Source organism: Streptomyces sp. YIM S03343, from assembly GCF_054729195.1.
This window is the reverse complement of record NZ_JBPUKX010000002.1, coordinates 239,731-264,298: the sequence shown is the minus strand read 5'-3', so window position 1 is coordinate 264,298 and position 24,568 is coordinate 239,731. Positions and strand designations below refer to the sequence as shown.

Below are 24,568 nucleotides of genomic sequence, written 5' to 3'. Positions count from 1 at the left end.
CCGACCGCGGTGGACGATCGTTCGGCATGTCCGGACGGCCGGTCGGCGATGAGGAGACGCGTCCCATGCAAGCAGTGCGATACGACGGCCCCGGCAAGGTCGGCCTCGTCGAGATCCCGACGCCGAAGCCCGGTCCCGGAGAGGTCCTGGTCAAGATCTCGATGTGCGGCATCTGCGGCACCGATGTGCACGCCTACAAGGAGGAAGGCGTGCTCTTTCCGGGTACGGTGCTCGGTCACGAGGCCGTCGGCAGGGTGGCCGAGCTCGGGCCCGGCGTCACCGGACTGACGACCGGTGACCGCGTCGTCATCGGGGCGCCCGGGCTGTGCCCGGAGGGCTGCCCGCCGTGCCGGGCGGGCCGGTCGACCCTCTGCGAGCACGGCTTCGAGAGGACGCCCGGGATCGGGCCCGGCACCCAGGGTGCCTACGCCGAGTACGTCCTCGCGCGCCACCCCGACCACCAGCTCGTCAAGGTCCCGGACGCCGTGACGGACGAGGCCGCCGTCCTCTTCGACATCTTCTCCACAGCCTGGCACGGGCTGCGCGGCTCGCAGTTCCAGGCCGGCATGGACGTCGCCGTCGTCGGGGTCGGCGCGATCGGCCTCTCGATGGTCCAGTTGCTCAAGGTCGCCGGCGCCGGCAGCATCACCGCGGTCAACCGCTCGCTGCTCAAGCGCGAGACAGCCCTGCGCCTCGGTGCCGACCTCGCACTGTCCCCGGCCGAGGAGGCCGATCTGGCCGCCCGGTACCGCGACGCGCACGGCGGCCGCAGCGCGGACATCGTCTACGAGTGCGCGGGCAGCGCGGCCGCGGTGGGCGAGGCGTTGCGGCTCGTCCGCCCGGGTGGGGAGCTGATGATCCTCGGCACGACACCGGAACCGCTCTCGACGATCAACCCGATCCAGATCCAGCTGTTCGAGATCGACGTCCGCGGCTCGTTCGCCTACACCGAGGACGAGATCCGGACCGTCCTGTCCTTCATGGAACGCGGGCTGCTCGTCACCGAGGGGCTCGTGCAGAAGACGGTCCCGCTGGACGGCGTCCCCGACGCGCTGGAGGAACTCGCACACGACAACCGGCCCGTGCGGTACGTCGTCGTGCCCTGAGTCACCACCAATTGCTGCCCACCAGGTAGGTGACCAGCATGAGGACGGCCAGGATCAGGGCCGTGAGCGACACGCCTTTCGTCACGGAGGTCAGAGGCTGCACAACGTTCGATGCCGACTTCGCGTAGAGCTCCCGTCGGCTGTCCAGTTCGTGCCGGGCGAGCGCGCCGAGGACGAGTGCCGCAGCGGCGGTGAACAGGGAAATGGTGAGCGGCGTGAACACCCCGTGCTCGTTGACCACCACCGCGATGCTGCCTCCCTCTCCGTCATGGCTTCGCTCCACCACGGCTTCCACCGCGGCCTGAGCGGCCAGTACGACCGTGATGACCGCGGCCGTGGCGATGGCGACGGCGGCAGCGGCGAGGGCAGGGGCGCGCTTTGGCCAGGTCCGAGCCACGGGCGTCGGCTGCTCCGCAGGGCCGGCCGGTTGCTTCGGCGCCGGCGGAGGGGGGACGCTTGGCCTGGGCGGCGGAGTGTGGACGACGACCGTCTCCTGGTCCTTCGGCGGCTCGGGCGGGCCGTCGGTCGGTGGTGGCCCGGGAACGGGCTCGTGCTCGTCCTCGTGCTCCGGCTCCACCACCGCCTCGACGTGGATCACCGCCTCGTCGGCGACGCCCTTCAGCACGACGTCCCCGGCGAGGTGGCCCTCGGTGCGGGTCTCCACGCGGACGTTCAGCCCGGTCGTGGTGGGGTCGACCCGTAGCCAGGACTGTGTGGACTGGGCCACGCAGTGGCGGGCGAGGGGCGGGCCGCCCAGGGTCACCGACTGCTGCGGCGGGGCCGAGCCCTGTGGCAACGTGCCGAAGTCCAGGTGGTCGGAGGAGGGTGCCAGGCGGATCTCGCGCAGGGCCTGGCTCGCTTCGTAGGCGATCTGCCGGATGTCGTTGCGGGCGACCTCCTCCAGGTTCTGGCGCGCCCCTTCGGCGATACCGAGGGAGTCGTTGTACATCCGGGAGCGCAGCTCCAGGACGGCGCCCTGCCGGGTGTAGGCGTTGTCGCTGTCGACGGCGGCCAGCAGGGAAGGCGGAGTGGGGATTGCCGCGATCTTGATGCGGCCGTGCCGATTGTGCGCGAGATGCAGTTCCCCTTGCATCTCCACGGTCCGGCTGGGCGTCTGGTTGGGGTTCTGGTCCTGTACGTGTTCGAAGACGTAGTCGTACAGCTCGTGGAGGGAGATCTCGCCGTCTTCGTCGAGATCGGCTTCGCCGGTCTTCAGACCGTGCACCACCGCGTGAGTGAACACCGATGGCTGCGGCTCGGAGTTCTCGGCGAGTTCGGTGCCTTCGAAGGCGTACTCCATGGAGTTGGACGCGGTGATGACCGCCCAGCCCCGCCCGCCGGGCGGCTTGGTGGCGGTGAAGGATTCGAGGACGTTCACGTCACCGGACGCGCGTACCGAGGACGCCCCTCGGGAGAAGGCTCCGCCGTAGCAGCAGTCGAGGAACAGGACGGTGCTGCGGGCCCGGGTGCGGGACATGCAGTGGCGGACGAAATGGGCCGGGACGGCCGTGGCGTCCAGCATCCGGGGATCGGTGTCGGTGGCGGCGAAGTACAGTTCTCCGGCCTCGCTCTTGATGCCGTGGCAGGAGAAGTGCACCACTGTGGTGTCGTCGCGCCGGCGGTCGTTGAAGAAGCCCTGGATACGTCGGCGCATCGTGTCCGCCGATGCGTTGTGCACGACATCGACCTCGAAGTCGCCGATCTCGGGATCGTGCAGGACCTCGGCGAGGGCGGCGGCGTCCTGCGCCGGTGCCCGGAGCTTCTTGAGCCCCTCGTCGTCGTAGCGCTCGTTGGCGATGATGAGCGCGTGCCGGACATCGGATTCGCCCATGGCTAGGCCCCCGTCGTGGAGTGGCGCTCGACGAAGATGTCGAACGCCGCGGTCACCTGCTCGTTCGTCGCCTCGGAGATCTCCAGTACGTCGTCGCCCAACGCCACACGCAACGAGGGACGTTGTTCCCGGGATTGCTCCCGGGACCGGCCCAGCCAGCCACGGAGCACGGTCATCACCTGGTTCAGCGCACCGGGCGCGCGCCCCAGAGTCACCAGCAGTTCGCCGATCTGCGTTACGTCCATGCCGCGTGCGCCGGGTGGAGCCGCCTCGCCGGGCGCGGCGGTCACGTCGTCCACGTCGAGCTGGAGCAGTTCCTCAAGCAGATAGCCGGTCAGATCGGCCACGTCCTCGGCGTCCGCACCCTCCTCGGAAAGGAGGATCCGCAGTTCACCCTCCACCGGGTCAGCCCCCTTCCCGCTTCGGAGAGGGCGCAGAGTCGACCAGCGGTAGCTCTACGTCATTACGTCCAGTCTGTGCCGCCCGCCGTGCGCTCGCAAATCGTACGCACCTGCACAGCGGGACGGGCGGCACGGTGAGCCCGGGACTGGGCTCGTGAAGCACTGGAAGTGTGTTCAGAGGTCGCGGCACACGAGGAAGTCCAGGAGTGTGCGCAGGGCGTCGACGGGGCCGGGCTCGAGCGGCAGGTTCGTGAGGGCCGCCTCCGCCGCCGTGAGATGGCGGCGGGCCTGCGCCAGGGCCGTGGAGCGGCCGCCCATCGCGTCGATCAGCGCGGCCGTCTCGCCGGGAGCGTCGGCATGCTCCAGAAGGACGGCCAGCCGACGGGTCTCGGGAGCCGGGGAGGCGAGCGCGGCCAGCACCGGGAGGGTCTTCTTGCCTTCCCGTAGATCCGCGTGGACGGGCTTGCCGGTGACGTCCGGATCCCCCCAGATCCCCAGCACGTCGTCGGCGATCTGGAAGGCGACGCCCAGTTGCCGGCCGACGCGGTCGAGTGCGTGGGCCGTCGTCGGCGGGGCCCCGGCGAGCAGCGCACCGAGCGCCGTGGCGCAGCCCAGCAACGCACCCGTCTTGCGCTCGGCCATCAGCCGGTACTCCTCCGGCCGCACCCGCCGCGGACCCGTCCACGGACGCCCGGCGAACAGCAGGTCGTCGGCCTGTCCCCGCACCAGGTCGCCCAGCGCCGTGGACAGCACACGCACCGCCTGCGGGCCGGCGGATGCCGCCGCGAGGGTCTCGACGGCCAGCGCGAACAGCGCGTCACCGGCCAGCACGGCGGGGCCGGTTCCGTACGCCTTCCACACGGTCGGACGGCATCGCCGGGCCGGGTCGCCGTCCATGATGTCGTCGTGCAGCAGCGAGAAGGTGTGCACCAGTTCCACCGCGACGGCCGCCGGCACCCCGGCCCGTCCGGGACCGCCCACCGCTTCCGCGCCGAGCACGGCCAGGGCCTGGCGCACCCCCTTCCCGCCGGACGACGAGACCGGCGCGCCGCCCACCTCGCACCAGCCGAAGGAGTACGCAGCCATCTCGCGCGTCCAGGGGTGCAGCCCTTCGACGGCCTCGGCCAGGGCAGGGCGTACCAGCGCCCGGCAGCGGTCAAGGACATGTGCCACCGCGGCCGGTGCCCGCAGGGGCGTGGTCGCCGCCGTCATCGGACGGCCTCCGCCGCGATACCGAACTCCTCTTGCGCGCGCGTCACCATCTCCCGCGCGTGACGCAGCCCGATCCGCTCCAACTCGGCCGCCAGTCGCACGAGTTCGGCCCCTATCTCGTTGAGGTCGTGGCCCAGCCGGGCCCGGGACTTGGCCAGTCCGAGCCGGGACAGCGCCTCTCCGCGCGGCTCGTTCATCGCGCGGAACTCCGCCAGGGCCTGCTCGTACAGATCCCTGGCCTCGGCGTGACGCCCGGCCCGGTAAAGGACGTTGCCGCGCATCTTGTGGTTGTAGGCCAGCGCGCTGGAGAGGTGCATCGCGCGGCACGTCGCCTCCGCCTCGGACAACAGGGCCAGGGCCCGCTCGGCGTCCCCGTCCCGTACGGAGACGACGTCGGCGAGCCCGCGGAGCGCCCAGGCGTGTCCGCGCCGGTCGTCGGCCCGTTCGGCGATCTCGGCCGCCTCCTCGAACAAGGCGTACGCACTGTCGTACCTGCCGGTGTTCCGGTGGATCTGTGCGATGCCCTCCAGCGCCCACACGGTGTGCCGTGCCTCGCCCCGCCGGCGGGCCTCGGCCAGCAGCTGCTCGTGCAGCCTGCCGACCGCTTCGTAGTCGCCCTGGATACGGCCGGTCTCCGCGAGTCCGGCCAGCGAGTACCCGCGTACGACGACATCGCCGCCGCGCTCGCCGAACTCGGCCGCGAGCCCCAGAAGCCGCCAGGCCAGCGGGAACGCGCCCCGCTGCCGGGCCAGCGTGCCGCCGCTCCACAGTGCCCAGGCCATAGCGGCGGTGTCTTCGGCGGCGCGCGCCGCGCGGTAACTGGCCTTCCACGCCCGGTCCGCGTCCCCGACCTGCCCCAGGCGGCGGCACGCCTCGGCGACCGCCAGCCCGCAGCGGGCCGCCTCCCCGTGCCGCCCCGAACGCTGCGCCGCCTCCAACTCCTTGGTGCCCGCGGAGAGTACGTCGGTGAGCGAGGAGTTCACGGAGAGAGTGGTGAGGGCGCCCTGATACTCCGGGGCGAATGCCTTGCCGTACATGGATGCCTTTCGGTCTGCATGAGCACTCCTATACACAGCATGTATACGCGGCATGTATACACAGAGTGTATAGAGGGCCGGAAATGGCCCTCGACCCGCTGGGGTCAGGGTGCCGTCTGTCACGGATCAAGACGTGATCAGCGCCTGACGGGTTGCCCGCGGGATGAAATCGGATCGCCGTCGTCGGGCGGCAGCTCGCTTCGCCCGCGTAAAGGAACGATCGTTCTTGACTGATCGTTCTTTAACGTCGTAGGGTCGGCGACATGGGACGACCACGTGCTTTTGACACGGATCAGGCCGTGACGACCGCGGCCGCCCTCTTCGCCGCTCGCGGTTATGAGGGCACCTCGGTGGACGACCTGGTCACCGCCACCGGTATCCACCGGGGCAGTCTGTACAAGGTTTTCGGCTCCAAACGGAATCTGCATCTGACCGCCCTGCGCACTCACCTCGACCGCGAGATCCGCCCGGCCGCCACCGCCGTCGCTGCCCTCACCGACCCCACGCAGGCCCTGGCCGAGGCCATCGCCTCGTACGACGACGGCCCGGCCGCCGGCCTCCTTCTCCTGGCCGCCGCGGAACGGGCCCCCCAGGACCCGGAGGTCGCCGCGCTGGTCGCGGACGCCTTCACCGCACTGGAAGACGCCCTGCGGCCCTCCCATGGTGAGGCTGCCCCTCAGATCGCCTCCACCGTCCTGGGCGCCCGCCTGCGCCTGCGTGCCCAGTCCGACATCCCCAAGGAGCTTTGACATGGCCCGGATCACCATCGATCGCGAACACGGCCTTCTGGCCGCCGAATTCCAGGGCCTCGACAAGCTCTGGACTCTCAAGAGCCGCCTGGAGATACCCCTCGCCCATGTGCGCGGCGCCACCCACGACCCCGGCATCGTCCACGAACCGAAGGGCTTCCGGGTCGGCGGTACCCATCTGCCCGGCGTGATCATCGCCGGAAGTTTCCGTCACGACGGCGAACGTGTCTTCTGGCAGGTGAAGAACCCGGAGAAGGCGATCGTCATCGAACTCGCGGACGCCGAGACCTACGACCGCCTCGTCATCGAGGTCGACGACCCTCGCGCCGCTGTCGCCCTCATCGAGAGATCCATCACCCGCGGCTGAGACGCGGCTGACGGCCGGCACTCCGGGGTGACGAGCCGTCGAGGTCGGTGCGCGGTGACGGACCCTCCAAGGGCCGTCACCGCGGCGCGGATGTCAGACCACCATCCAGTCGAGTACCGGGGTGGACTGCAGATAGACAAGGATCGCGGTGATCAGCAGAAGCAGCATGCTCCAGCCGAAGACCCGGCGGAACAGGGTGCCCTCCTGCCCGACGATCCCCACGGCCGCCGCACCGACCGCCAGTGACTGCGGCGAGATCATCTTGGCCATCACCCCGCCGGTGGAGTTGGCCGCACCGAACAGATAGGGGGAGATGTCCAGTTGGTGGGCCGCCGTCACCTGGAGCCCGCCGAACAGGGCGTTGGCCCCGGCGTCCGTGCCGGTGATGGCGACGCCGAACCAGCCGACGGCCGGTGACAGGAAGGCGAAGAAGCCGCCCGAACCGGCGAGCCACTGGCCCAGCGTGACGATCTGTCCGGACTGGTTCATCACATACGACAGGGAGAACACACAGAGGATGGTGAAGATCGCCCAGCCGAACTGGCGGATGGTCTGCCCGTAGACACGTATCCCGGTACCCGGGCCGGTCTTGAGGACCAGCATGGTCAGCAGACCGGATATGAACAGCAGGGTGCCGGTGTGGGACGCCCAGTTGAGGACGTAGTCGGTGGTTACCGGGTCACCGTGCGAGTTGAGGATGTGCAGCCCCGGCCAGGCGAAGCTGTAGGTGCCTTTGGCCAGCCAATTCTTGATGGAGTCGATCTGGGCCAGCGAGAAGAGCAGCACGATGATGACGTAGGGGGCGAAGGCCCGGATCCGGTCCGTCGTGGAGTCCGTTACGTTCTCCGGCTCCTCGCGCCCTTCGTCGCTGGTGCCGGCTTCCGCCAGGCCACCGTCCTGCCCATCGGCCGGCTCCGGCTTCCAGAAGCGGTTCAGCAGCAGGATGGCACCGACCGACACGAGCGCCGCGAAGATGTCGGTGAGCTTGTACGCGAAGTAGTTCGAGAAGACGAACTGCGCTGTGGAGAACGACAGTCCGGCGGTCAGCGCGGCGGGCCACACCTGGCGCAGACCCCGCCGTCCGTCGGCCATGTACAGCAGCACAAAGGGAACGAGCGCGGCGAGCAGCGGGGTCTGCCGCCCGGCCATCGCCCCGAACTGGTCCGCGTCCAGACCGGTGGTCGCGCCGATGATGGTGATCGGGTTGCCCATGCCGCCGAAGGCCACCGGGGCGGTGTCGGCCACGAGCGTCAGCGCCGCGGCCTTGAGCGGGCTGAAGCCCAGAGCGATCAGCATCACCGCGCAGATGGCTATCGGGGAGCCGCCGCCGGCCAGTGCTTCGAGCAGCGCCCCGAAGGCGAAGGCGATGACGATGGCCTGGATACGGCGGTCGTCGCTGACCGAGGCGAACGCCCGGCGCAGCGTGTGGAAGTCGCCGGTCTCCACGGTGAGGTTGTAGATCCAGATGGCGTTGAACGTGATCCACAGGATGGCGAGCACGCTGAACGCCGCGCCGAACGCGGCCGAGTCCAGGGCCTGACCGATCGGCATGGAGTAGCCGAGGACGGCCACCCCCAGGGCGACAAGAAGGCCGGCGAGTCCGGCCCAGTGTGCTTTCAGGCGCATTCCGCCGAGCAGGACGAGCAGGACGACCAGGGGGAGCAGGGCTAGCAGCGCGGAGAGGAACAACGATCCCGTCGGATCGAAGTCTTGGGTGTACATGATCACCTCAAGTGCGGGTTGGAGCGGCCTCCGGATGTTCTGTCACACGGAACGCGAGTCCGTAGGATGGACTATAGACTGATCCGTGTAGCCAGCGATCCCGCGAAATGAGGGGCAGATCATGGAAGTTCGTCATCCGACACACCCGGAGCAGGTCCCGGGCTTCGACACCGAGCAACTGCGAGCCCATTACCTGGTCGAGGACCTGTTCCCCTCCGGCCGGGTGGCTGCCGTGTACACGCATCAGGACCGGCTGGTGCTCGCGGGCACCAGCCCGGAGGTGAACGCCCCGGTCACCCTGCCCACGTTCGACCCGCTGCGCGCCGAGTACTTCCTGATGCGCCGTGAGGCAGGCGTGGTCAATGTCGGGGCGCCCGGCACGGTCACGGTGGACGGCACCGATTACCCGCTCGGCACCAAGGACTGTCTCTACATAGGACGCGGGGCCCGTGACGTGACGTTCGCCACAGATCCCGGCTCCAGCACCGACGGGGACGGTGACGGACGGGCCCGCTTCTACATCGTCTCGACACCCGCCCACACCGCCCACCCGACCAGCGTGGCCCGGCTGTCGGACACCGAGGGCGAGCGGCTCGGCGGCCGCGAGGGCTCCAACGACCGCGTCATCCGCCGTTACATCCACGAGAACGGCATCCGCAGCTGCCAGCTCGTACTCGGTGTGACGATCCTCGAACCCGGCTCGATGTGGAACACGATGCCGTGCCACACCCATGACCGGCGTACCGAGGCGTACCTCTACACCGACCTCCCGGCCGACGCCAGGGTGGTGCACCTGATGGGCCGCCCCGACCAGACCCGGGACATCATCGTCGCCGACGGACAGGCGGTCATCTCGCCCAGTTGGTCGGTGCACTGCGGGTTCGGCACCCGCTCCTACGCGTTCGTGTGGGCCATGGGCGGCGAGGACCAGACCTTCGACGACATGGACCATGTCGCCGTCACGGAAATGCGGTGACCGTGGTGAACGCAGTGAACACGCAGTCCGCAGAGAACGCGGTGCACGCGCAGTCCACAGGCGACGCAGTGAACACGCAGTCCGCAGAGAACGCGGTGCACGCGCAGTCCACAGGCGACGCAGTGAACGCGCAGTCCACGCAGAACGCGGCGCGCCCGGCCGACGGACTCGGCGGCCTGTTCTCGCTGACCGGACGTACCGCCCTGGTGACCGGGGCGGGAACGGGCATCGGCCAGGCCATCGCCATCGGCCTGGCCCGGGCCGGAGCGGACCTGGTCCTGGTCGGCCTGAGTGCCGACATGGAGGAGACCGCCGCACCGGCTCGCGCCGCGGGCGCCGAGGTCGAGTCGGTCGGTATCGACCTGGGCGACCCGGAAAGCATTCGCGCGCTCGCCGAGGACCTCACCAGCCGCTATGAGATCGACATCCTGGTGAACAACGCGGGCATGATCTCCCGTGCGCCGGCCGCCGAGGTCCGGTACGCCGACTGGCGGCGGGTGGTGGCCGTCAACATGGACGCGGTCTTCCTGCTGTCCCAGGCGTTCGGGCGGAGGATGGCCGAGCGCGGCTCGGGCAAGATCATTTCCACCGCCTCGCTGCTGGCCTTCCAGGGCGGTATCAACGTCGCCTCGTACACCGCCACCAAGCACGCGGTGGCCGGGGTGACCAAGGCCCTGGCCAATGAGTGGGGTGAGCGCGGAGTCCAGGTCAACGCGATAGCGCCCGGGTACATCGCCACCCAGAACACCGCGCCGCTGCGCGCCGACGCCGAACGGGAGAGGGAGATCAAGGAGCGCATCCCGGCAGGTCGCTGGGGGAGTCCGGACGATATCGTGGGGGCAGCGGTCTTCCTCGCCTCCCCGGCATCCGACTATGTCAACGGTCATGTGCTCGTGGTCGACGGTGGATGGATGGCGCGGTGATAATGCCACGATGAGCGGGCTCCCGCGACGGGCGCCCCGGACGGACGACGGGTGACGGTCAGCCAGTGAAGAGCAATCCAGGTGGGGGCAATGCCTCGGAGAAGGTCTTGACCGTCCTGGAGGCGCTCGCCGACCATGAGCGCGTCACCGACATCGCCGAGGCCACCGGCCTGCCCAAGTCCACCGTGCACCGCATTCTTCGGGTACTGGTGGATCACCAGTTCGCACTGAACGTGGGCGGTGGCCGGTACCTCGGCGGTCCGCGGATCCTCACGCTGTCCAGCAAGCTGCTGGGCCGCTTCGAACCGGCCCATTACGCCGATGCGGCGCTGCGGAAGCTGCAGCACGAGACCGGGTACACCGTCCACCTCGGGCTGCTCGTCGGCGACGACGTGGTGTACGTGGCCAAGGTCGAGGGCAGCAGGCCGTACCACATGCCGTCCCGGGTGGGCATGAGCATCCGGCCGCACAGCACCGCCGTAGGCAAAGCAGCACTGTCCTGGACGGATGAGGCCGAGGTGCGGGAGATGGTGCGCCGCGCCGGGATGGAACGGCGCACCGCCCACACCATCACCGACGAGGACGCCCTCGTCGCGGAGCTGCGGACGATCCGGGAGCGCGGTTACGCCCTCGACATGGAGGAGAACGAGAACGGCATCGTCTGCCTCGGCGCGCCCGTCTTCGACCATGCCGGCAAGGCCGTCGGCGGGGTCAGCATCTCCACCCTGACCCTGGAGCCGTGGAACCGGCCGGTGGACGAGCTGGCGGGGACGGTCGTCAAGGTGGGCGAGGAGATCTCCCACTCCTTCGGCGCCCCGGCTCCCGCCGACCGGTGACCGGTCGCCGGACGGCTCACTCCCGGCGGCACATCACTCCTGAACGGCGGCCCCCGCATACGGCGGGCCGCCCTTCCATCGCGGTCTCCACCCTGCTCAGCCTGCTCTGACAAAACGATCTTTCCCTGCCTTGCCCCACTGCAATCAACGTGATGGAATATCGTTCCATGCAACAGAACAAGGAGCCCTGATGAAGCCGGACGCCTCCCGTCCCCGAACCGGTCCCGGCCGACCGGTGCGTGTCCTTGCGATCGGCGAGTGCATGACGGAACTCATCCACCTGGACGACTCCACGCTGCGCCTGGGATACGCGGGCGACACCTTCAACACCGCCGCCTACCTCGCCCGTTGCACCGATCCCGGGCAGGTGGAGGTGGACTACCTGACCATGGTCGGCACCGACCGCTACAGCGAACGCATCGTCACCGCCCTGCGGCAGGAAGGCATCGGCACCGGGCCCGTACGGCGGATCGACGGGGCCCTGCCGGGGCTGTACCTGGTGGACACCGACACCGAAGGCGAACGGACCTTCACCTACTACCGTTCGCAGTCCGCCGCCCGCCGGCTCTTCGGCCCCTTGTGCCCGCCGGAGGTGGACAGACTGCCGGAGGCCTACGACGTGGTCTACCTGTCGGCGATCACGCTCCACATCCTCCCGCCCGATGCCCGCGACCGGTTGCTGACCGCACTCCGCGCGGCGCGCGCCGGCGGCAGCGACGTGGTGTTCGACAGCAACTACCGCCCTGCCGGGTGGCCCGACCACGACACCGCCCGAGCGGCGGTCTCGGCCGCCTGGCGGCTGACCACGATCGCACTGCCGACCTTCGCCGACGAAGCGGCGCTGTTCGGCGACGGCACCGCGACCGACAGCGTCCTGCGACTGGCCGGCCTCGGCATCCGGGAGGTCGTGGTCAAGGACGGAGCCCGCGGCTGCGTGGTGTGGGACGGGGAACGCCCACGCCCCGTCCCGGTGGCCGCGGTCCCCTCGGTCGTGGACACCACGGCGGCCGGCGACGCCTTCAACGGCGGATATCTGGCTGCCCGCCTCACCGGGTCCGATCCGCTCACGGCGGCCCGCAGCGCCGGCGCCCTCGCGGGCCAGGTGATCGGCCACCGCGGTGCCCTGCTCCCTGCCACCGTTCTGCCCCCGCGCGCGTGCCGCGCCGAGGACACCCCCGCACCCCGACCGGCCGCCGGCGCGGACTCCGTGTGCGGCACCGCCTCGAACCACCCGGAGGACGCCCGATGACCTCGACACTCCCATCCCCCTCATCACCCTGCTCACCGCTGGACATGGCCCCCGTCCTGCCGGTCGTGGTGCTGGAGGACGCCGCCAGGGCGGTGCCCCTCGCCCGCACCCTGGTCTCCTGCGGCCTGACGGCGATCGAGGTGACACTGCGCACCCGTGCCGCCGTCGAGGCCATCCGGGCCATCACCGCCGAGGTTCCGGACGCCGTGGTGGGGGCCGGTACGGTGCTCACCACGGCGCAGGCCCGCGGCGCCGTGGCCGCGGGAGCCCGGTTCCTGGTCAGCCCGGGCGCGACGGAGGGGCTCGTGGCGGCGATGCGGGACACCGGGGTTCCCTTCCTGCCCGGGGTGGCCACGGCCTCGGAGATGGTGGCCCTCCTGGAACAGGGCGTCACCGACATGAAGTTCTTCCCGGCCGAGGCCGCTGGCGGCGCCGCCTATCTGAAGGCACTGGCTTCACCGTTGCCCCAGGTGCGGTTCTGCCCCACCGGGGGGATAACGGCGTCCAACGCACCGTTGTATCTGTCGCTGCCCAACGTCGCCTGTGTGGGCGGCAGTTGGATGCTGCCGAGCGCCGCGGTGCGAGCCGGTGACTGGACCGCCGTGGCAGCGCTGGCCCGCGGCGCTGCCGCCCTCGGGCAGCACGCCGCCGAGACGGGCTGACGTGATCCGTCGCCGAAGGTGATCGGCCCCCCACCGCCGGTTCGGTCTGCGGGGCGTCGCGACGGGGCCGGGATCACTCGGTCGTCCGGCGCCGGGACAGTCGCACCTCCTCGATGTCCAGCAGCCGCTGCACCTGGCGCAGCACGGTGTCGTCGATCTCGCTCTCGTCGCGCAGACGCAGCACGGTGGCGCGTTTGCGGGTGAGCAGGGCCAGGCGCAGGGCGGTGTAGTGCCGGTCGTGGCGCAGGGCGTCCTCGTGGTCGGTCCCGCCGCCCGTATGCACGACCTGGAGGTGGGTCTCGTATTCCTGCCGCATGCGGTCGACGACGTCGGGGTCGGTGCCGAGGTCGGCGGCCACGTCGTCGAGTGCCTTGAGGGCCTCCTCGGTGGCGGTGGTCTCGGCGAGGAGGCGCTCCTCCTCCACGGAGGTGTCACGGGGCAGCCGGGCCCAGCGGATCACGCCCGGGAGTAGCAGGCCCTGCACGACCAGCGTGGTGACGATGACTCCGGAGGTGACGAAGACGATGAAGTCGCGGTCGGGGAACGGCGCACCCGAGTCCACGGCGGTCGGCCCCGACAGGGCCACCGCCAGCGACACCGCTCCCCGGAAGCCCGACATGGCACTGACCACCCGGTGGTGGTAGGTCATGCGGCGCAGTCGTTGCTGCGGACGGCGATCGAGCAGGCGGATGAGGTAGGGGACGGTGAAGAGGAACGCGAAGCGCGCGGCGACGACAACCGCCGAGACGGCGCCGACGGCGATCAGGGCGTGGGTCAGATCGGTACCGGTCAGACCACGCACGGCCGACTGCGCCTCCACACCGACGAGGACGAAGAGGGAGCCGTTGAGCAGGAAGGTGGCCAGCGACCAGACCTCTTCCGCCTGCCGGCGGGTGGCGGCCCGCACCATGCGAGGCCCTGACTGACTCATGATCAGTCCGGCGACGACGACGGAGAGCACACCGGAGGCGTGGACGAGTTCAGCGAGCAGAAAGGCCGTGAACGGGGTCAGGATCGTGGCCACGTTGCCCGGCAGCGGTGTGTCGAAGACGCGACGAAGCCGGATGCCGAGCCACGCGGTCAATGCTCCGGCGGCAGCTCCTCCCAGACAGGACACCAGGAACAGTCGGCCGACGTGCACGACGGTGAAGTGCTGCTCGCCGGCCGTGATGCCGACGGCGAGGCCGTAGACGACCAGGGCGGTACCGTCGTTGATCAGGCTCTCGGCCCGCAGGAGGGTGACGTTGCGGCGGGGCAGCGCCCGGGCGAGTACGCCGACGGCCGTGGCATCGGTGGGGGCGACGGCCGCGCCGAGCACCCAGGCCGGCCCCCAGGGCAGTCCCAGTCCGTGCGCCGCGGCGGCCACGGCGCCGGCCGTGCCGATGACCAGCATGGTGCTGAGCAGCACGATGCCGCGCAGATCCCGGCGGATCTCCCGCAGTGAGGTGGTCAGGCTCTCCCAGTAGAGCAGGACGGGCAGGAAGAGAAGCAGCACCGCCTCCGGCGGCAGATGCACCTCGCGCAAGGCGGGGATGAAGCCCAGCAGCGCACCGGTGATCAGCAACAGGACCGGCGGGGCGACCTTCAGACGCCGCCCGATACTTTCGGCCAGCAGGACCGCAACTCCCAGGACCACGACAAGTTCCAGACCGAGCACCGTGTTCCTCCTGGCGGATCAGTGGGGTGGCCACCTGCGCAGTTCACCGGCCCGTGAACCAGACTGCGGGCACCGCGCCCGAAGTGGCAGGCCGCGTTGTGCCGGGGAGCGGTGTTCGGGGGTGTGACAGGGCCCCCATGCGGCCCCCGCAGCAGCTCACGGCCACGGGACTTTCCCCAGCTCATGGCCCCCTCGGGGGTGACCTGCCAGACTGAACGCATGGCACGTGAGTGGCAGAACGGCAAGGGCGGCTCGGAACTGGGCACCTTCCTGCGGGCCCGCCGTACCCGGGTGACCCCTGAGGAGGCCGGTCTGCCCGCCGGGCCCGGACTACGGCGGACCCCAGGACTGCGCCGCGAGGAACTGGCCACGCTCGCCGGGGTGAGCGTCGATTACTACGTCCGCCTGGAGCGCGGCAAGGAAGCCAACCCGAGCCCCTCGGTCGTGGACGCCCTCGCCCGCGCCCTGCGCCTGCACCCGGCCGAGCATGAACACCTGCGCGACCTCGCCGCCCGGGCCGCGCGCAGCGCGCCGGTGGACTCCGCGACCCCGCCCACTCGGACCGTGCGGCCGGGGATCGAGCTGCTGCTGAAGAGCCTGCGACCCTTCCCTGCGTACGTGATCAGCCGCACCATGGACATCCTGGCCTGCAATCCGGGCGGGCTTCGGCTGTTCGCCGGGATGGCGGACTGGCCGGCCGACCAGCGCAACGTGGTGCGCTACGTCTTCCTCCACCCCGCCGCCGCCAAGCTGTTCGACGACTGGGACGAACAGCTCCGCGCGGTCGTGGGCCGGTTGCGGGCGTTGCACAGCCTGACCCCGGACGCCCCCGACCTCACGGACCTCGTCGCCGAACTCCTCGGCAGAAGCCCAAAGTTCGCCGATCTGTGGGAGCGCTACGACGTACGCTGGCACACCCACGGCTGCAAGACCTTCCACCACCCGGAGGTCGGCGACCTGACCCCCGGCTACCAGTCCATGCAACTGGAAGGCACCGAGGGACAGCGGTTCATCGCCTACTACGCCGAGCCCGGCACCCCCGACCACGACAAGCTGGTGCTCCTCGACACGTCGGAGACGTCCGAGTACACAGTCGATGGTTCTATGGCCTTATGGCCTGACGAGGACCTTCAAGTTCTCGCGGTCTGCCATGGCCCTGTAGCCGTCCGGTACCTCGCCGAGGTTGACGGTGCGGTCGAAGACACGGCCCGGCTCGATCCGGCCCTCCAGGACGTCCGGCAGCAACTCCTCTATGTAGGCGCGTGCCGGGGCGACACCGCCCGTGAGGGTGATGAGAAGTGCACCATGTTGGCGCGCATCCGGGACGGTTCTTCGCCGGCGTAGACGACGTCGAACCAGACGTCTCCGGTGAACCAGTCGGCGGGCGCCTTGGTGGTGGGCAGGTGCTTGAGGAGTTCCATGGCTCTCTTCCGGGAGGCGGTCGTCAGGGTCGCGGTGACGTGTGACCTGGTCAGCCGTAGCGGTCAGGCGTCGGTGGGTGTCCCGAGCGCGTCGAGGTCGTCGCGGACTCGTTGCGGCTCCCGCGCCGGCGGCATGTTGGCCTCGTCCCGGACCCCGTCCAGGGCCCCGAGCACGTCCTGTTCCAGTGCTCCGAACAGCGGGATCAGGTCGCTGGGGGCGGGGCCTCGTTCCGCGACCAGTTCGAAGGTGCGGCGCACCGCCTCGGGAGCCGTGAGGGCCCGCACCAGCACCTGGGCGATCTGTTCGCGGGCGATGACGCCGTCGGAGGGGGTACCGGAGCGTCGGGTGTCTCCCTGCAGGAGAACGAGCCGGTGCTCGTCGGGGGCGTTCATGTCGAACCAGCCAGGCCGCACGATCGTGTACGGCAGACCGCTGGCGCGGACGAGCCGTTCCGAGCGGCGCTTCCAGTCGAGGAGATGGTTGTACGCGCTGCCGCGAGCGGTGACGCCGATGGCGGTCATCAAGGCGATGCGGGGCGTCTGCCCGGACAGTGCGGCCAGGATGTTGCGCACTCCGGCGTAGTCGACGTCCTCCGGCGAGGAATGCGCGCTGCCGTCGGATCCCAGGGTCAGCACGACGGCGTCGACGCCGGCCACGGCCTGCGACAGCGTGCCGGGCCGCGTCACGTCGGCAACGGCGATCTGCGTCTCCGCCGGGAGCCGGCGCCGGGCCTTGGCGGCGTCGCGTACCAGGGCACGGGTGGTGTGCCCCCGCGCGATCGACTCGGCCACGACGAGGCGTCCGATGCTGCCTGTCGCACCGACCACCAGGACGGTCATGGGTGCGGTTGTCATGAATCTTCCTTCTGCCATGAGCGGGAATGGGGTGTGGGTGGTGGGGGTGGTTACGGGGTGTGGACGTCGTGTGCGGGTGGGGCCGCGGAGGCCGCGACGAGGACGACGGCGAGCCGTGCCGCGTCGTCTTCCCACCCGGATCAAGCCTGTCGGAGCGATGCGCAATGTGGCAGGCCGCGCTGTGCCAGGGAGTGTTGTTCGGGGGAGTGACGGGGCCCCTCAGACGGCTCCCGCGCAGATGACGGCGTATCCACACTGGAGGGCATGACACGTGAGGCCGGCTCCGACGTCGGGCACGGTCTCTTGCTCCTGACGCCCGAGGGAGCCGTGCCTGACCCGCTCAAAGCCCACCGGAGTCACCTCATGCCCACGCAGCCCGCCCCCACCGATCACGACGAGGTCGTCATGGCCTACCGCGCGTACCTCCAGGCCATGACGGACGGTGACACCGATGCTCTCGACGACCTCCTCGACGACGATTTCACCCTGACCCACATCACCGGCTACATACAGCCGAAGGCCGAGTGGCTCGCGCAGATGCGCGCCGGCCGGTTCGTCTACCACGGGACCGACGAGAAGGACGTGACCGTCGAGGTCGAGGGCGACAACGCCCACCTGGTCGGCCGGATCGTCACCGACGCGACGGTGTACGGCGCACACGCCGACTGGCGGCTGCGCCTGACGATGGACTACGCCCGCGACGGCGAAACCTGGACCGGGCTCCGGGCCGTCGCGACAACCTGGTAGCCCGCACCGGCGGGAGCGTTCCGACAGCGTTTGACAGGGCCTGTGCGGTGACGCGTACTGAAGGAAGGCCCGGACGGCGGCGGGTGGGACCGGCTTCGGCACGGCAAGTCCGATGTTTTCGGCAGCCGTCCTGCTTCACAGGCGCAGCGTCTGCTCGCCGGGCAAGGCGCCGACAGGCGGGAGGGGCCCCTGGACACCGCTCTCCGGACAACGCGACGGCCTTGATGCCTACCGAGACAGTGACAGCCGGGAACCGGCAGGTGTGCTGGAGGTGGAGCGGGGCATGGCGGTTCTGTGGGGCGTTTCCTTCGATGCAACACCCTTGTCCGGAGTGGTCGTCGAATTCGCGAAGACCGCCCGGCACTTCCATGAGCGGGGCTATGAGGTCCATCTGGACCTCGGCTACGACATCAAGGCGGACAAGGGGAGATTCTTCGTCCCCTACCAGGACGAGGCCCGGCTGCTGCCGCCATGGGTGCGGCTGTCGCGGCTCCCGGCTCTCGACACCGTCGACGGCTACGACGCCTCGCTGGCGACCGCGGTCCTCCAGGAAGTGGTGGAGAAGGGCGACCTGCGGCTGATGCCGGAGGTGGAGCGGATCGCGGATGCCCTGTGCGAACGGGTGCTGGCGCTGTGGGAATCGCTCGGTGTCACCCGGGTACTGGTGGAGAACGGCACCCTGCCGGAGAACATCATGGTCACCCGTGCCCTGCAACAGGCGATCGTCGTCTACGGCACCCGGCACCGCCTTGGCCGCTTCGTGCTGTGGCGTGACCACGACCTGATGTGGCAGAGCGAGCCGGGAAGCGGCAAGTACGGCAGCCCGCCGTACCCGAATGTCCCGCCGCTGCTGGATTCCGTCCATGTGCGGTACGTGGTGCTGCACGAGCAGGCGAGGGCGCTGACCCGCGCCTGGGCGCCGCACGTACGGTGCGTCGACGTGCTGCCGAACGCCTTTCCCCACCGTGCGGCCACGGTCGGGCCCGGCAACGCGTTCTTCCGCGCCGCCCATGCGGTACCCGACACCGCCCAGCTGATCGCGCGCACCACCCGGATCATCCCGCAGAAGCGCATCGACCGCGACATCCACCTGGTCGCCGAGCTCGCCAGGACGGTCGACGTCCGTCTCTTCGTGGCGGGCGACACAGGTGAGGACCCCTACGAGTACCGGCGGCTGACCGCGCTCGCCGACCGGCTCGGCGTCGCCGGCCGGGTCGTCTTCGGCGGCTGGCTCGCGCCGGACACCGACGCGATCGGCGCGCCCGCCGGCGGCGGATACTCCGTCCGCGATCTGCTCGCGCACGCCGATCTGGTGTCGTTCCTGACGTCCTACGACTACGAGAGCTACGGAAACCCGATAGGGGAGGCCATCGCCGCCAAAGTGCCCTACATCACGAGCGGGTACGAGCTCTATCCGACCGTGTACGGCGACAAAGGCTTCCGCGCACCCGTCCTGCACGACGACCTCCCGACTCCCGGATTCGTGAACGAGGTGGCTCAGTTGATGAACGACGAGACCCTTCGGTCCGCCACGGCAGAGCACAACCACCGGCTGGGCACCCGGTACTTCGGACGGTCCGCCGCCGCGAGCATGCTCGACCGCCTCGTCCTCACCCCGATGGGCGCCCGGACCCGCGCGAGCGTGATCCTCCCGGTGTACAACGAGGCAGCCGCCCTGCCCGCCGTGCTGGAGTCGCTCCACCGGCAGCGCGACCGCGACGGCCGACTCGACCCGGAGCTCTACGAGATCGTGCTCGTCGACAACAACTCCACCGACGACACGGTGGCGTTGGCCAAACACTTCGCGGCGGAGCATCCGGACCTCGCCCTGCACATCGTCCACGAACCCGAGCAAGGCGTCTCCTGCGCCCGCCGCACGGGCATGCGCTTCGCCGCCGAACGCAGCGCCGGACGACCCGCCGCCTTGCAGCCCGCCGACGACTCACGCACAGGCGCAGGCACCGAACGGTTCTACCTGGTCTCCGCGGACGCCGACTGCCCAGTGGATCCGATGTGGCTGTCCACGCTCGTGGAGGCGATGGACGACAGCGGCGCCGCCATCGGAGTGTGCACCTACTTCTACCGCGAGGAACACTTCAAAGACCGGCCCCGGCTGTGGGACGCGATCTCGCGCACGCTGCGCTGCCGGGAAGCGGCCTTCTCGCTCTTCGGCGGCTTCCCCGACGGGAAGGGGTTCGCCGTCGAACGCGAAGCGCACGACCGGGCGGGCGGCATCGAGATCTTCTACCAGGTGGAGAACGGCCGCTTCGTCAACCACCTCTCCGACGACTGGGACTTCGGCATCAAGGTCTCGGCGCTCGGCGGCAGCCGGGTGTATGTCCCCGCCTCCCTGGTGGAGATCAACCCCCGCCGGGTGGACCACGCCCTGGAAGAGGTGATCGAGGGCAAGGCCTACGGAACGCACGGCACCATCGTCATGCGCGACATCCGTCCCGGAACCTGCGCCGCCGGCGCCGCGCCGGCCCGCGATCTCACCGAGGACGAGGCACGCCGCGCCTGGGACTTCTCGATCAAGGACTTCACGCCCAAGAACCTGCTGCTCCCCGTGCTGCTCGACCCCGGCCTGCTCGCGACCGCGCCGGTACGGGAGTTCTTCGGCACGTCCCTCGCGGATGCCCTGCGGCAGCGGGTCGACGAGATCCTCGACGAGATGCGCATCGTGGACCTCACCCCCATCCACGCCTACAAGACGCCTTCGTTCCGGCTGTACTTCGAGTTCGCCGACCGCCTGTTCGAGCGGCTGCGGGCGGCCGTCGGCGACGACATCGGCTACCCGCCACCGTTGCCGGCCTGCCTGGAGGACATCCCCCGGGAGAGGTTCAGCGAGTTCGTCGCGTACTACTGCGAGGACCGGGAATCCGGAGAGGCACACGACTACTTCGGCAACGGGGGTGTGTTCTGATGACCGCTGACCCCGCGCTGGCCTCCCTTCTGACGCTGGACCCGGCCGCACCGGTCCCCGCCGCCGTGCACGCCCTCGCCGCGCCCGGGAACCGGCATCTGCTGGAGTACGTGCGGGAAGACCCGTTCGGCGCCCACGTCTTCCCGGGAAACATCGAGGACTACGACCCCGAGCGCTTCCTCGACGACCTCGACGGGCAACTGCGCGCCACCCCACCGATCCACTTGTGGGCCTACATACCCACCTGCTCCTACCGCTGCCGGTTCTGCCAGTACCCGGTCGTCATCGTCAAAGGCCCGCAGGAGAAGGTGGCCCGGCGGGCGGCGCAGTGGGTGGACTGGAACATCCGGGAGGCCCAGCTGTGGCTGCGCAGGGTTCCGCACCTGGCCACGGCACCGGTCGGCGAGTTCAACGTGTTTGGCGGAACGCCCTCGCTGCTGCCCGCCGACGAGATCCGCCGCCTCCTGGACTTCTACCGGGAGAACTTCGCCTTCGGCCGCGGCACGACGGTCCGCTTCGAGGGCGACCCCACGACCTTCACACCGCAGAAGCTGGAACTGCTCGCGGCACTCGGCTGCACCAAGGTCTCCAGCGGGGTGCAGTCGTTCGACGACCATGTGCTGCGCCTCAGCGGCCGCGAGCACACCGCGGCCGCCTGCACGGATTTCGTCCGCCGGGCGAAGGCCACCGGTTTCGACCGGACCGGCATCGATCTGATGTACGGCCTGCTCGACCAGACCCTGGACAGCGTCAGACGCGATCTCGACACCGTGCTGGAGCACCAGCCCACCGCCGTGGTGTGCACCAAGCTGCATCTGCGCGACTTCAGTGACACCCGGACCGGGGTCTCCGGGGTGCAGCCCGCGGCCTGGCAGCTTCCGGAGTACCGCGCCCGCCAGGAATCCCGGGGGCACCGCTGGCCCACGCTCGGCGAGCAGTACCAGATGCGGGAGATCCTCACCGGCGGGCTGCGGGAGGCCGGCTGGATCGAGCATCCGACCATGTACTTCGCCCGGCCCGGTGCCGGGCCGGAGAAATGGAAGTCCATCATGGCCGACCAGGACCAGCAGCAGCCCGAGGTCGCCATCGGCCTCGGCGGCAGCTCCAGCTGCCGCCGCTCCGAGGGGATGACGGATGTCGACTGGCAGCGGTACGGCGCTGCGGTCGAGGCCGGTCGGATTCCCCTCGGCTCCGCCACCGCGTTCACCGAGCAGGGGCAGCAGACGCGGGCGGTGAACATGGCGCTGACCACGCTGCAACCCGTGCGGGAGGACGTTCACCGGCGGCGCTTTCCCGGCGCGTCGCTGTTCTCCCCCCGACGGCGGGAGACCTTCGACTCCCTGCGCCGCCGGGGCCTGCTGGAGCCGGACAAGAGCGCCGGCACGGTCACGCTGACCCCGGTGGGGGAGACCCTCGTGGAGGCGATCATCAACACGGAGCTCATGGCGGAGCCGGCTGAACTGCCGGCTTGAGGTCCGCAGGGTGCCGAGGGCGGGATCGGCCCGCCCCCGCTGAAGAAGCGAAGGCGGGCACCCGGACGGTGCGTCAGTCGCCTCGGCCCCGGAGGAGGGCCGGGGCGTCGATCGCGGTGACATCGGAGGCGTAGACGCGCGCCACCCGGTGGTTGTACTGGATGGTGTACATCTGCCTGCCGCCGGTCACGACCGTGTCGCTGGAGGAGAAGAAGTCGTCGGTGAGGAAGGCCGGCTGTGCGGCGACGTAGGCCTGGCCCGCGGGCACGGTGTAGTAGCTCAGCGGCGCCTGTGTCGACGGTGACAGCCCCGCCGGGTACTCCGACGCGTCCGGGTAGGTCGAGCCCCAGACGGAGACGGGGGCGGTGCCCGCGGCGCTGATCACCTTCACACCGGAGGCCGGAGTCGTGTACCGGCCGCCAGGGTTGTAGAACCACACCTTGGCGCCGCCGTACCAGATCGCCGTCCAGTTGCCGCAGCGTCCGGCGACCACGAACTGCTGACCGTCGACGATCGTGCCGCCCCAGTCGTTGATCCGGTTCGTGCCCACGCCGTCGGCGTGGATCGCCGGGTCAGCGAAGAGCGGGGCGTCCGGGTCCGGGGCGGTGCGCACGTACAGGAAGTCGGAGGGCTGCTCCCGCTCGGTGCAGGCGGTGACGGCGCCGGTGGGGTCGTCGGACGGACACACCTGGACCGTCTGGAGGTTGTGGCGGTAGTGGGGTGTGACGGTGACGACCGAACCGACCGGGCCCACTCCCCGCGCGCCATGTGTGGGGGCGCCGAGAAGACTCATGAAGTAGCCCCAGTCCCACTGCGGTCCCGGGTCCCAGTGCATGCCGGAGATGAGATTGGACCTGGGCCCGGCGACGTTGTCGTGGCCGAGGATGTGCTGGCGGTCGAGGGGGATCCCGAAGCGCGCCGCGAGGTACTTCACCAGGTCGGCCGTGTTCTGGTAGACGGTCGGCGAGTACCAGGCGTCGCCCTGGGCTGCGTAGCCCTCGTGTTCGATGCCGATCGAGTGCATGTTGTCGGAGTAGTTGCCCGCATGGAAGGAGAGGTCCTTGGTGGGCACCATCTGGGTCACCGCACCGTCGGACGCGCGCATCACGTAGTGCGCGGAGCCGCCTCCGGGCTTCTGGAAGCTGCTGATGGCGGACTCGTACGACCCCTCGGTGTCGTGGATGACGATCGAGTCGATCCTCATGCCGTCGGCCGGACGGTTGGCCACCTGGCCGTTCGACGCCGAAGCCGCGACGAACGTGCAGTCCAGGGTGGGAGGACACTCGGTCGCCGAGGTGCCGGAGGCCTTGAGACCGAGCCGGTTCAGCCCGGTGGTGACGGGCGTCGCCGACGGGTCGGCACCCAGGCGGACCCGCTGGCCGTCGTCGGTCGTCCGCAGGGCGCCGTTCCTGATCGTGGCGAACACGTGGTCGGCGAACGACGTGGCGGTGTGTTTCTCGGACGACTGGCTGTAGAGGGCGACGGCCGCGTACCACTGCCCGGTATCCGCCGGTGTGCCACCGCGCAGTTTCTTCTCGTACGAGGCGAGGAGTGCCGCCCCGCCCCGTATGTTCGCCCGGGGGTCGTTCCGTAAAGCGTCGGCGGGGAGTCCGGTCAGCTTCGCGGCGGCCCGGAGGGTGTGCAGTGCGGGATCCGCGACGAGGGAGGCGAGGTCGCTGCGCCCGGCTGCGCCGGTGTCGCCGCCCGCCGCCATGGCCGGTGTCGCGTCGGTGAGGTGCATGGGGCCGTAGCCGGCGCCGGTGCTGGGCCTGCCGGTGTGCCCCTCCCACAAGGACTCCTGGTAGGCCACGCCGAGCAGGACCTCCTGCGGAACCTTGTACTCGGTGGCGGCTGCGGCGAAGTCCGCCTGTCTGGCAGTCGTGGCGGCGTCGCCTGCGCTGTCCGCGTGTGCCGTCGTGGGCAGCAGCGCGACGCAGCCTGCCACGACCGCACCTGTCGCGATGACGGAGCGAAGCCGATGCCGTGACGTTCTCCGGTGCAAGTGAATACCTCTTCGTCGGTGTCGTGTCTGTTCAGGCAACGAGATACCGAGACAGCAAGGACCCGTAGCTGTCCGTAAGTTGGTCATTCCGTCCCGCCGACTCGCCACATGTGAAGTCTCTCTGACGAAAGTCAGTTACTCGTCGGCCTGCAAGGCACACGGTAGCGGCACAGGCGGTACCCAGGACGACCGGACATGCCGTGGGATCACACCCAACTCGTGCTGAGCCTCCGAGGGGGCGCAGCCGTGCTGATGCTTCCGCCCCTGCCACTACATGTAGTGTTCTCCCTGTCGGTTCGGCCCGCCATCTAGTGGGCCGAGGAAACAGGGAACCCGGTGGGAATCCGGGACTGTCCCGCAACGGTGTGCGCTCCCCGGAGCCGCGAGTCCGATACCTGCCGACGGCTTCCGTGCGCAGTT

19 protein-coding genes, 2 pseudogenes and 1 riboswitch are annotated in these 24,568 nt (G+C 69.9%); of the genes and pseudogenes, 12 read left to right on the top strand and 9 right to left on the bottom strand.

The genetic code is table 11. The annotated features are described in order from the left end of the window. The first annotated feature begins 65 nt into the window (after positions 1–65). A complete protein-coding gene (locus ACSYGN_RS36945; RefSeq protein WP_460404443.1) occupies positions 66–1,106 on the top strand; it encodes a zinc-dependent alcohol dehydrogenase in 1,041 nt (346 codons plus the stop codon). Between the two features lies 1 nt (position 1,107). Here the strand turns inward: ACSYGN_RS36945 and ACSYGN_RS36940 are convergent, their stop codons facing one another. The 4 genes from ACSYGN_RS36940 to ACSYGN_RS36925 form a co-directional block, all read right to left on the bottom strand. Continuing rightward, on the bottom strand, positions 1,108–2,937 hold the full coding sequence (locus tag ACSYGN_RS36940; protein ID WP_460404441.1) for a caspase family protein: 1,830 nt from the start codon (positions 2,935–2,937) through the stop codon (positions 1,108–1,110). A gap of 2 nt (positions 2,938–2,939) precedes the next feature. Further along, positions 2,940–3,338 (bottom strand): hypothetical protein, encoded by a 399-nt coding sequence (locus ACSYGN_RS36935; RefSeq protein ID WP_460404439.1) that lies wholly within the window; start codon positions 3,336–3,338, stop codon positions 2,940–2,942. Positions 3,339–3,512: 174 nt separating this feature from the next. After that, positions 3,513–4,550 (bottom strand): polyprenyl synthetase family protein, encoded by a 1,038-nt coding sequence (locus ACSYGN_RS36930; protein WP_460404437.1) that lies wholly within the window; start codon positions 4,548–4,550, stop codon positions 3,513–3,515. Continuing rightward, a complete protein-coding gene (locus tag ACSYGN_RS36925) occupies positions 4,547–5,587 on the bottom strand; it encodes a tetratricopeptide repeat protein (RefSeq protein WP_460404435.1) in 1,041 nt (346 codons plus the stop codon). Before ACSYGN_RS36925 ends, ACSYGN_RS36930 begins: the two co-directional genes overlap by 4 nt. Positions 5,588–5,886: 299 nt before the next feature. Here ACSYGN_RS36925 and ACSYGN_RS36920 point away from each other — a divergent pair, with 299 nt between their 5' ends. Beyond that, on the top strand, positions 5,887–6,336 hold the full coding sequence (locus ACSYGN_RS36920) for a TetR/AcrR family transcriptional regulator (RefSeq protein WP_460404433.1): 450 nt from the start codon (positions 5,887–5,889) through the stop codon (positions 6,334–6,336). 1 nt (position 6,337) lies between these two features. Next, complete coding sequence (locus ACSYGN_RS36915; RefSeq protein WP_460404431.1) at positions 6,338–6,703, top strand: hypothetical protein; 366 nt, start codon at positions 6,338–6,340, stop codon at positions 6,701–6,703. A 93-nt stretch (positions 6,704–6,796) separates the two neighbouring features. Here ACSYGN_RS36915 and ACSYGN_RS36910 read toward each other — a convergent pair whose 3' ends face one another. Beyond that, on the bottom strand, positions 6,797–8,425 hold the full coding sequence (locus ACSYGN_RS36910; protein ID WP_460404429.1) for an L-lactate permease: 1,629 nt from the start codon (positions 8,423–8,425) through the stop codon (positions 6,797–6,799). A gap of 121 nt (positions 8,426–8,546) precedes the next feature. On the opposite strand from ACSYGN_RS36910, the gene kduI reads away from it, so the two are divergent. From kduI to eda, 5 genes are all read left to right on the top strand, one after another. Further along, the gene (gene kduI / locus ACSYGN_RS36905; protein ID WP_460404427.1) at positions 8,547–9,401 is read left to right on the top strand and encodes a 5-dehydro-4-deoxy-D-glucuronate isomerase; all 855 of its coding nucleotides are present in this window, start codon (positions 8,547–8,549) and stop codon (positions 9,399–9,401) included. 176 nt (positions 9,402–9,577) lie between these two features. Continuing rightward, positions 9,578–10,324, top strand: a complete 747-nt coding sequence (kduD, locus tag ACSYGN_RS36900) for a 2-dehydro-3-deoxy-D-gluconate 5-dehydrogenase KduD (RefSeq protein ID WP_460405748.1) — start codon at positions 9,578–9,580, stop codon at positions 10,322–10,324. Positions 10,325–10,389: 65 nt separating this feature from the next. Further along, positions 10,390–11,160, top strand: a complete 771-nt coding sequence (locus ACSYGN_RS36895; RefSeq protein WP_460404425.1) for an IclR family transcriptional regulator — start codon at positions 10,390–10,392, stop codon at positions 11,158–11,160. Positions 11,161–11,350: 190 nt separating this feature from the next. After that, on the top strand, positions 11,351–12,409 hold the full coding sequence (locus tag ACSYGN_RS36890; RefSeq protein WP_460404423.1) for a sugar kinase: 1,059 nt from the start codon (positions 11,351–11,353) through the stop codon (positions 12,407–12,409). Further along, positions 12,406–13,071, top strand: coding sequence for a bifunctional 4-hydroxy-2-oxoglutarate aldolase/2-dehydro-3-deoxy-phosphogluconate aldolase (eda, locus tag ACSYGN_RS36885; protein ID WP_460404421.1), 666 nt, complete (start codon positions 12,406–12,408; stop codon positions 13,069–13,071). Before ACSYGN_RS36890 ends, eda begins: the two co-directional genes overlap by 4 nt. Before the next feature lie 73 nt (positions 13,072–13,144). On the opposite strand, the gene ACSYGN_RS36880 is transcribed toward eda, so the two are convergent. After that, positions 13,145–14,728: a Na+/H+ antiporter gene (locus ACSYGN_RS36880; RefSeq protein WP_460404419.1), complete on the bottom strand. Its 1,584-nt coding sequence runs from the start codon at positions 14,726–14,728 to the stop codon at positions 13,145–13,147. 219 nt (positions 14,729–14,947) lie between these two features. On the opposite strand from ACSYGN_RS36880, the pseudogene ACSYGN_RS36875 reads away from it, so the two are divergent. Then, positions 14,948–15,796 (top strand): annotated as a pseudogene (locus ACSYGN_RS36875) (helix-turn-helix domain-containing protein); the annotation flags it as partial. A 42-nt stretch (positions 15,797–15,838) separates the two neighbouring features. On the opposite strand, the pseudogene ACSYGN_RS36870 reads toward ACSYGN_RS36875, so the two are convergent. Continuing rightward, a pseudogene (locus tag ACSYGN_RS36870) lies at positions 15,839–16,021 on the bottom strand (IMP dehydrogenase); the annotation flags it as partial. 191 nt (positions 16,022–16,212) lie between these two features. Then, complete coding sequence (locus ACSYGN_RS36865) at positions 16,213–17,004, bottom strand: SDR family oxidoreductase (RefSeq protein WP_460404417.1); 792 nt, start codon at positions 17,002–17,004, stop codon at positions 16,213–16,215. A 363-nt stretch (positions 17,005–17,367) separates the two neighbouring features. Here ACSYGN_RS36865 and ACSYGN_RS36860 point away from each other — a divergent pair, with 363 nt between their 5' ends. From ACSYGN_RS36860 to ACSYGN_RS36850, 3 genes are all read left to right on the top strand, one after another. Further along, positions 17,368–17,751, top strand: a complete 384-nt coding sequence (locus ACSYGN_RS36860; protein ID WP_460404415.1) for a nuclear transport factor 2 family protein — start codon at positions 17,368–17,370, stop codon at positions 17,749–17,751. A 283-nt stretch (positions 17,752–18,034) separates the two neighbouring features. Further along, entirely contained in the window at positions 18,035–20,674 is a 2,640-nt protein-coding gene (locus tag ACSYGN_RS36855; RefSeq protein ID WP_460404413.1) for a glycosyltransferase, read from the top strand. Next, positions 20,674–22,146 (top strand): radical SAM protein, encoded by a 1,473-nt coding sequence (locus ACSYGN_RS36850; protein ID WP_460404411.1) that lies wholly within the window; start codon positions 20,674–20,676, stop codon positions 22,144–22,146. Before ACSYGN_RS36855 ends, ACSYGN_RS36850 begins: the two co-directional genes overlap by 1 nt. 73 nt (positions 22,147–22,219) lie before the next feature. Here the strand turns inward: ACSYGN_RS36850 and ACSYGN_RS36845 are convergent, their stop codons facing one another. After that, entirely contained in the window at positions 22,220–24,148 is a 1,929-nt protein-coding gene (locus tag ACSYGN_RS36845) for an N-acetylmuramoyl-L-alanine amidase (RefSeq protein WP_460404409.1), read from the bottom strand. 275 nt (positions 24,149–24,423) lie between these two features. Next, positions 24,424–24,565, top strand: a riboswitch (cobalamin riboswitch). Positions 24,566–24,568 lie beyond the last annotated feature (3 nt).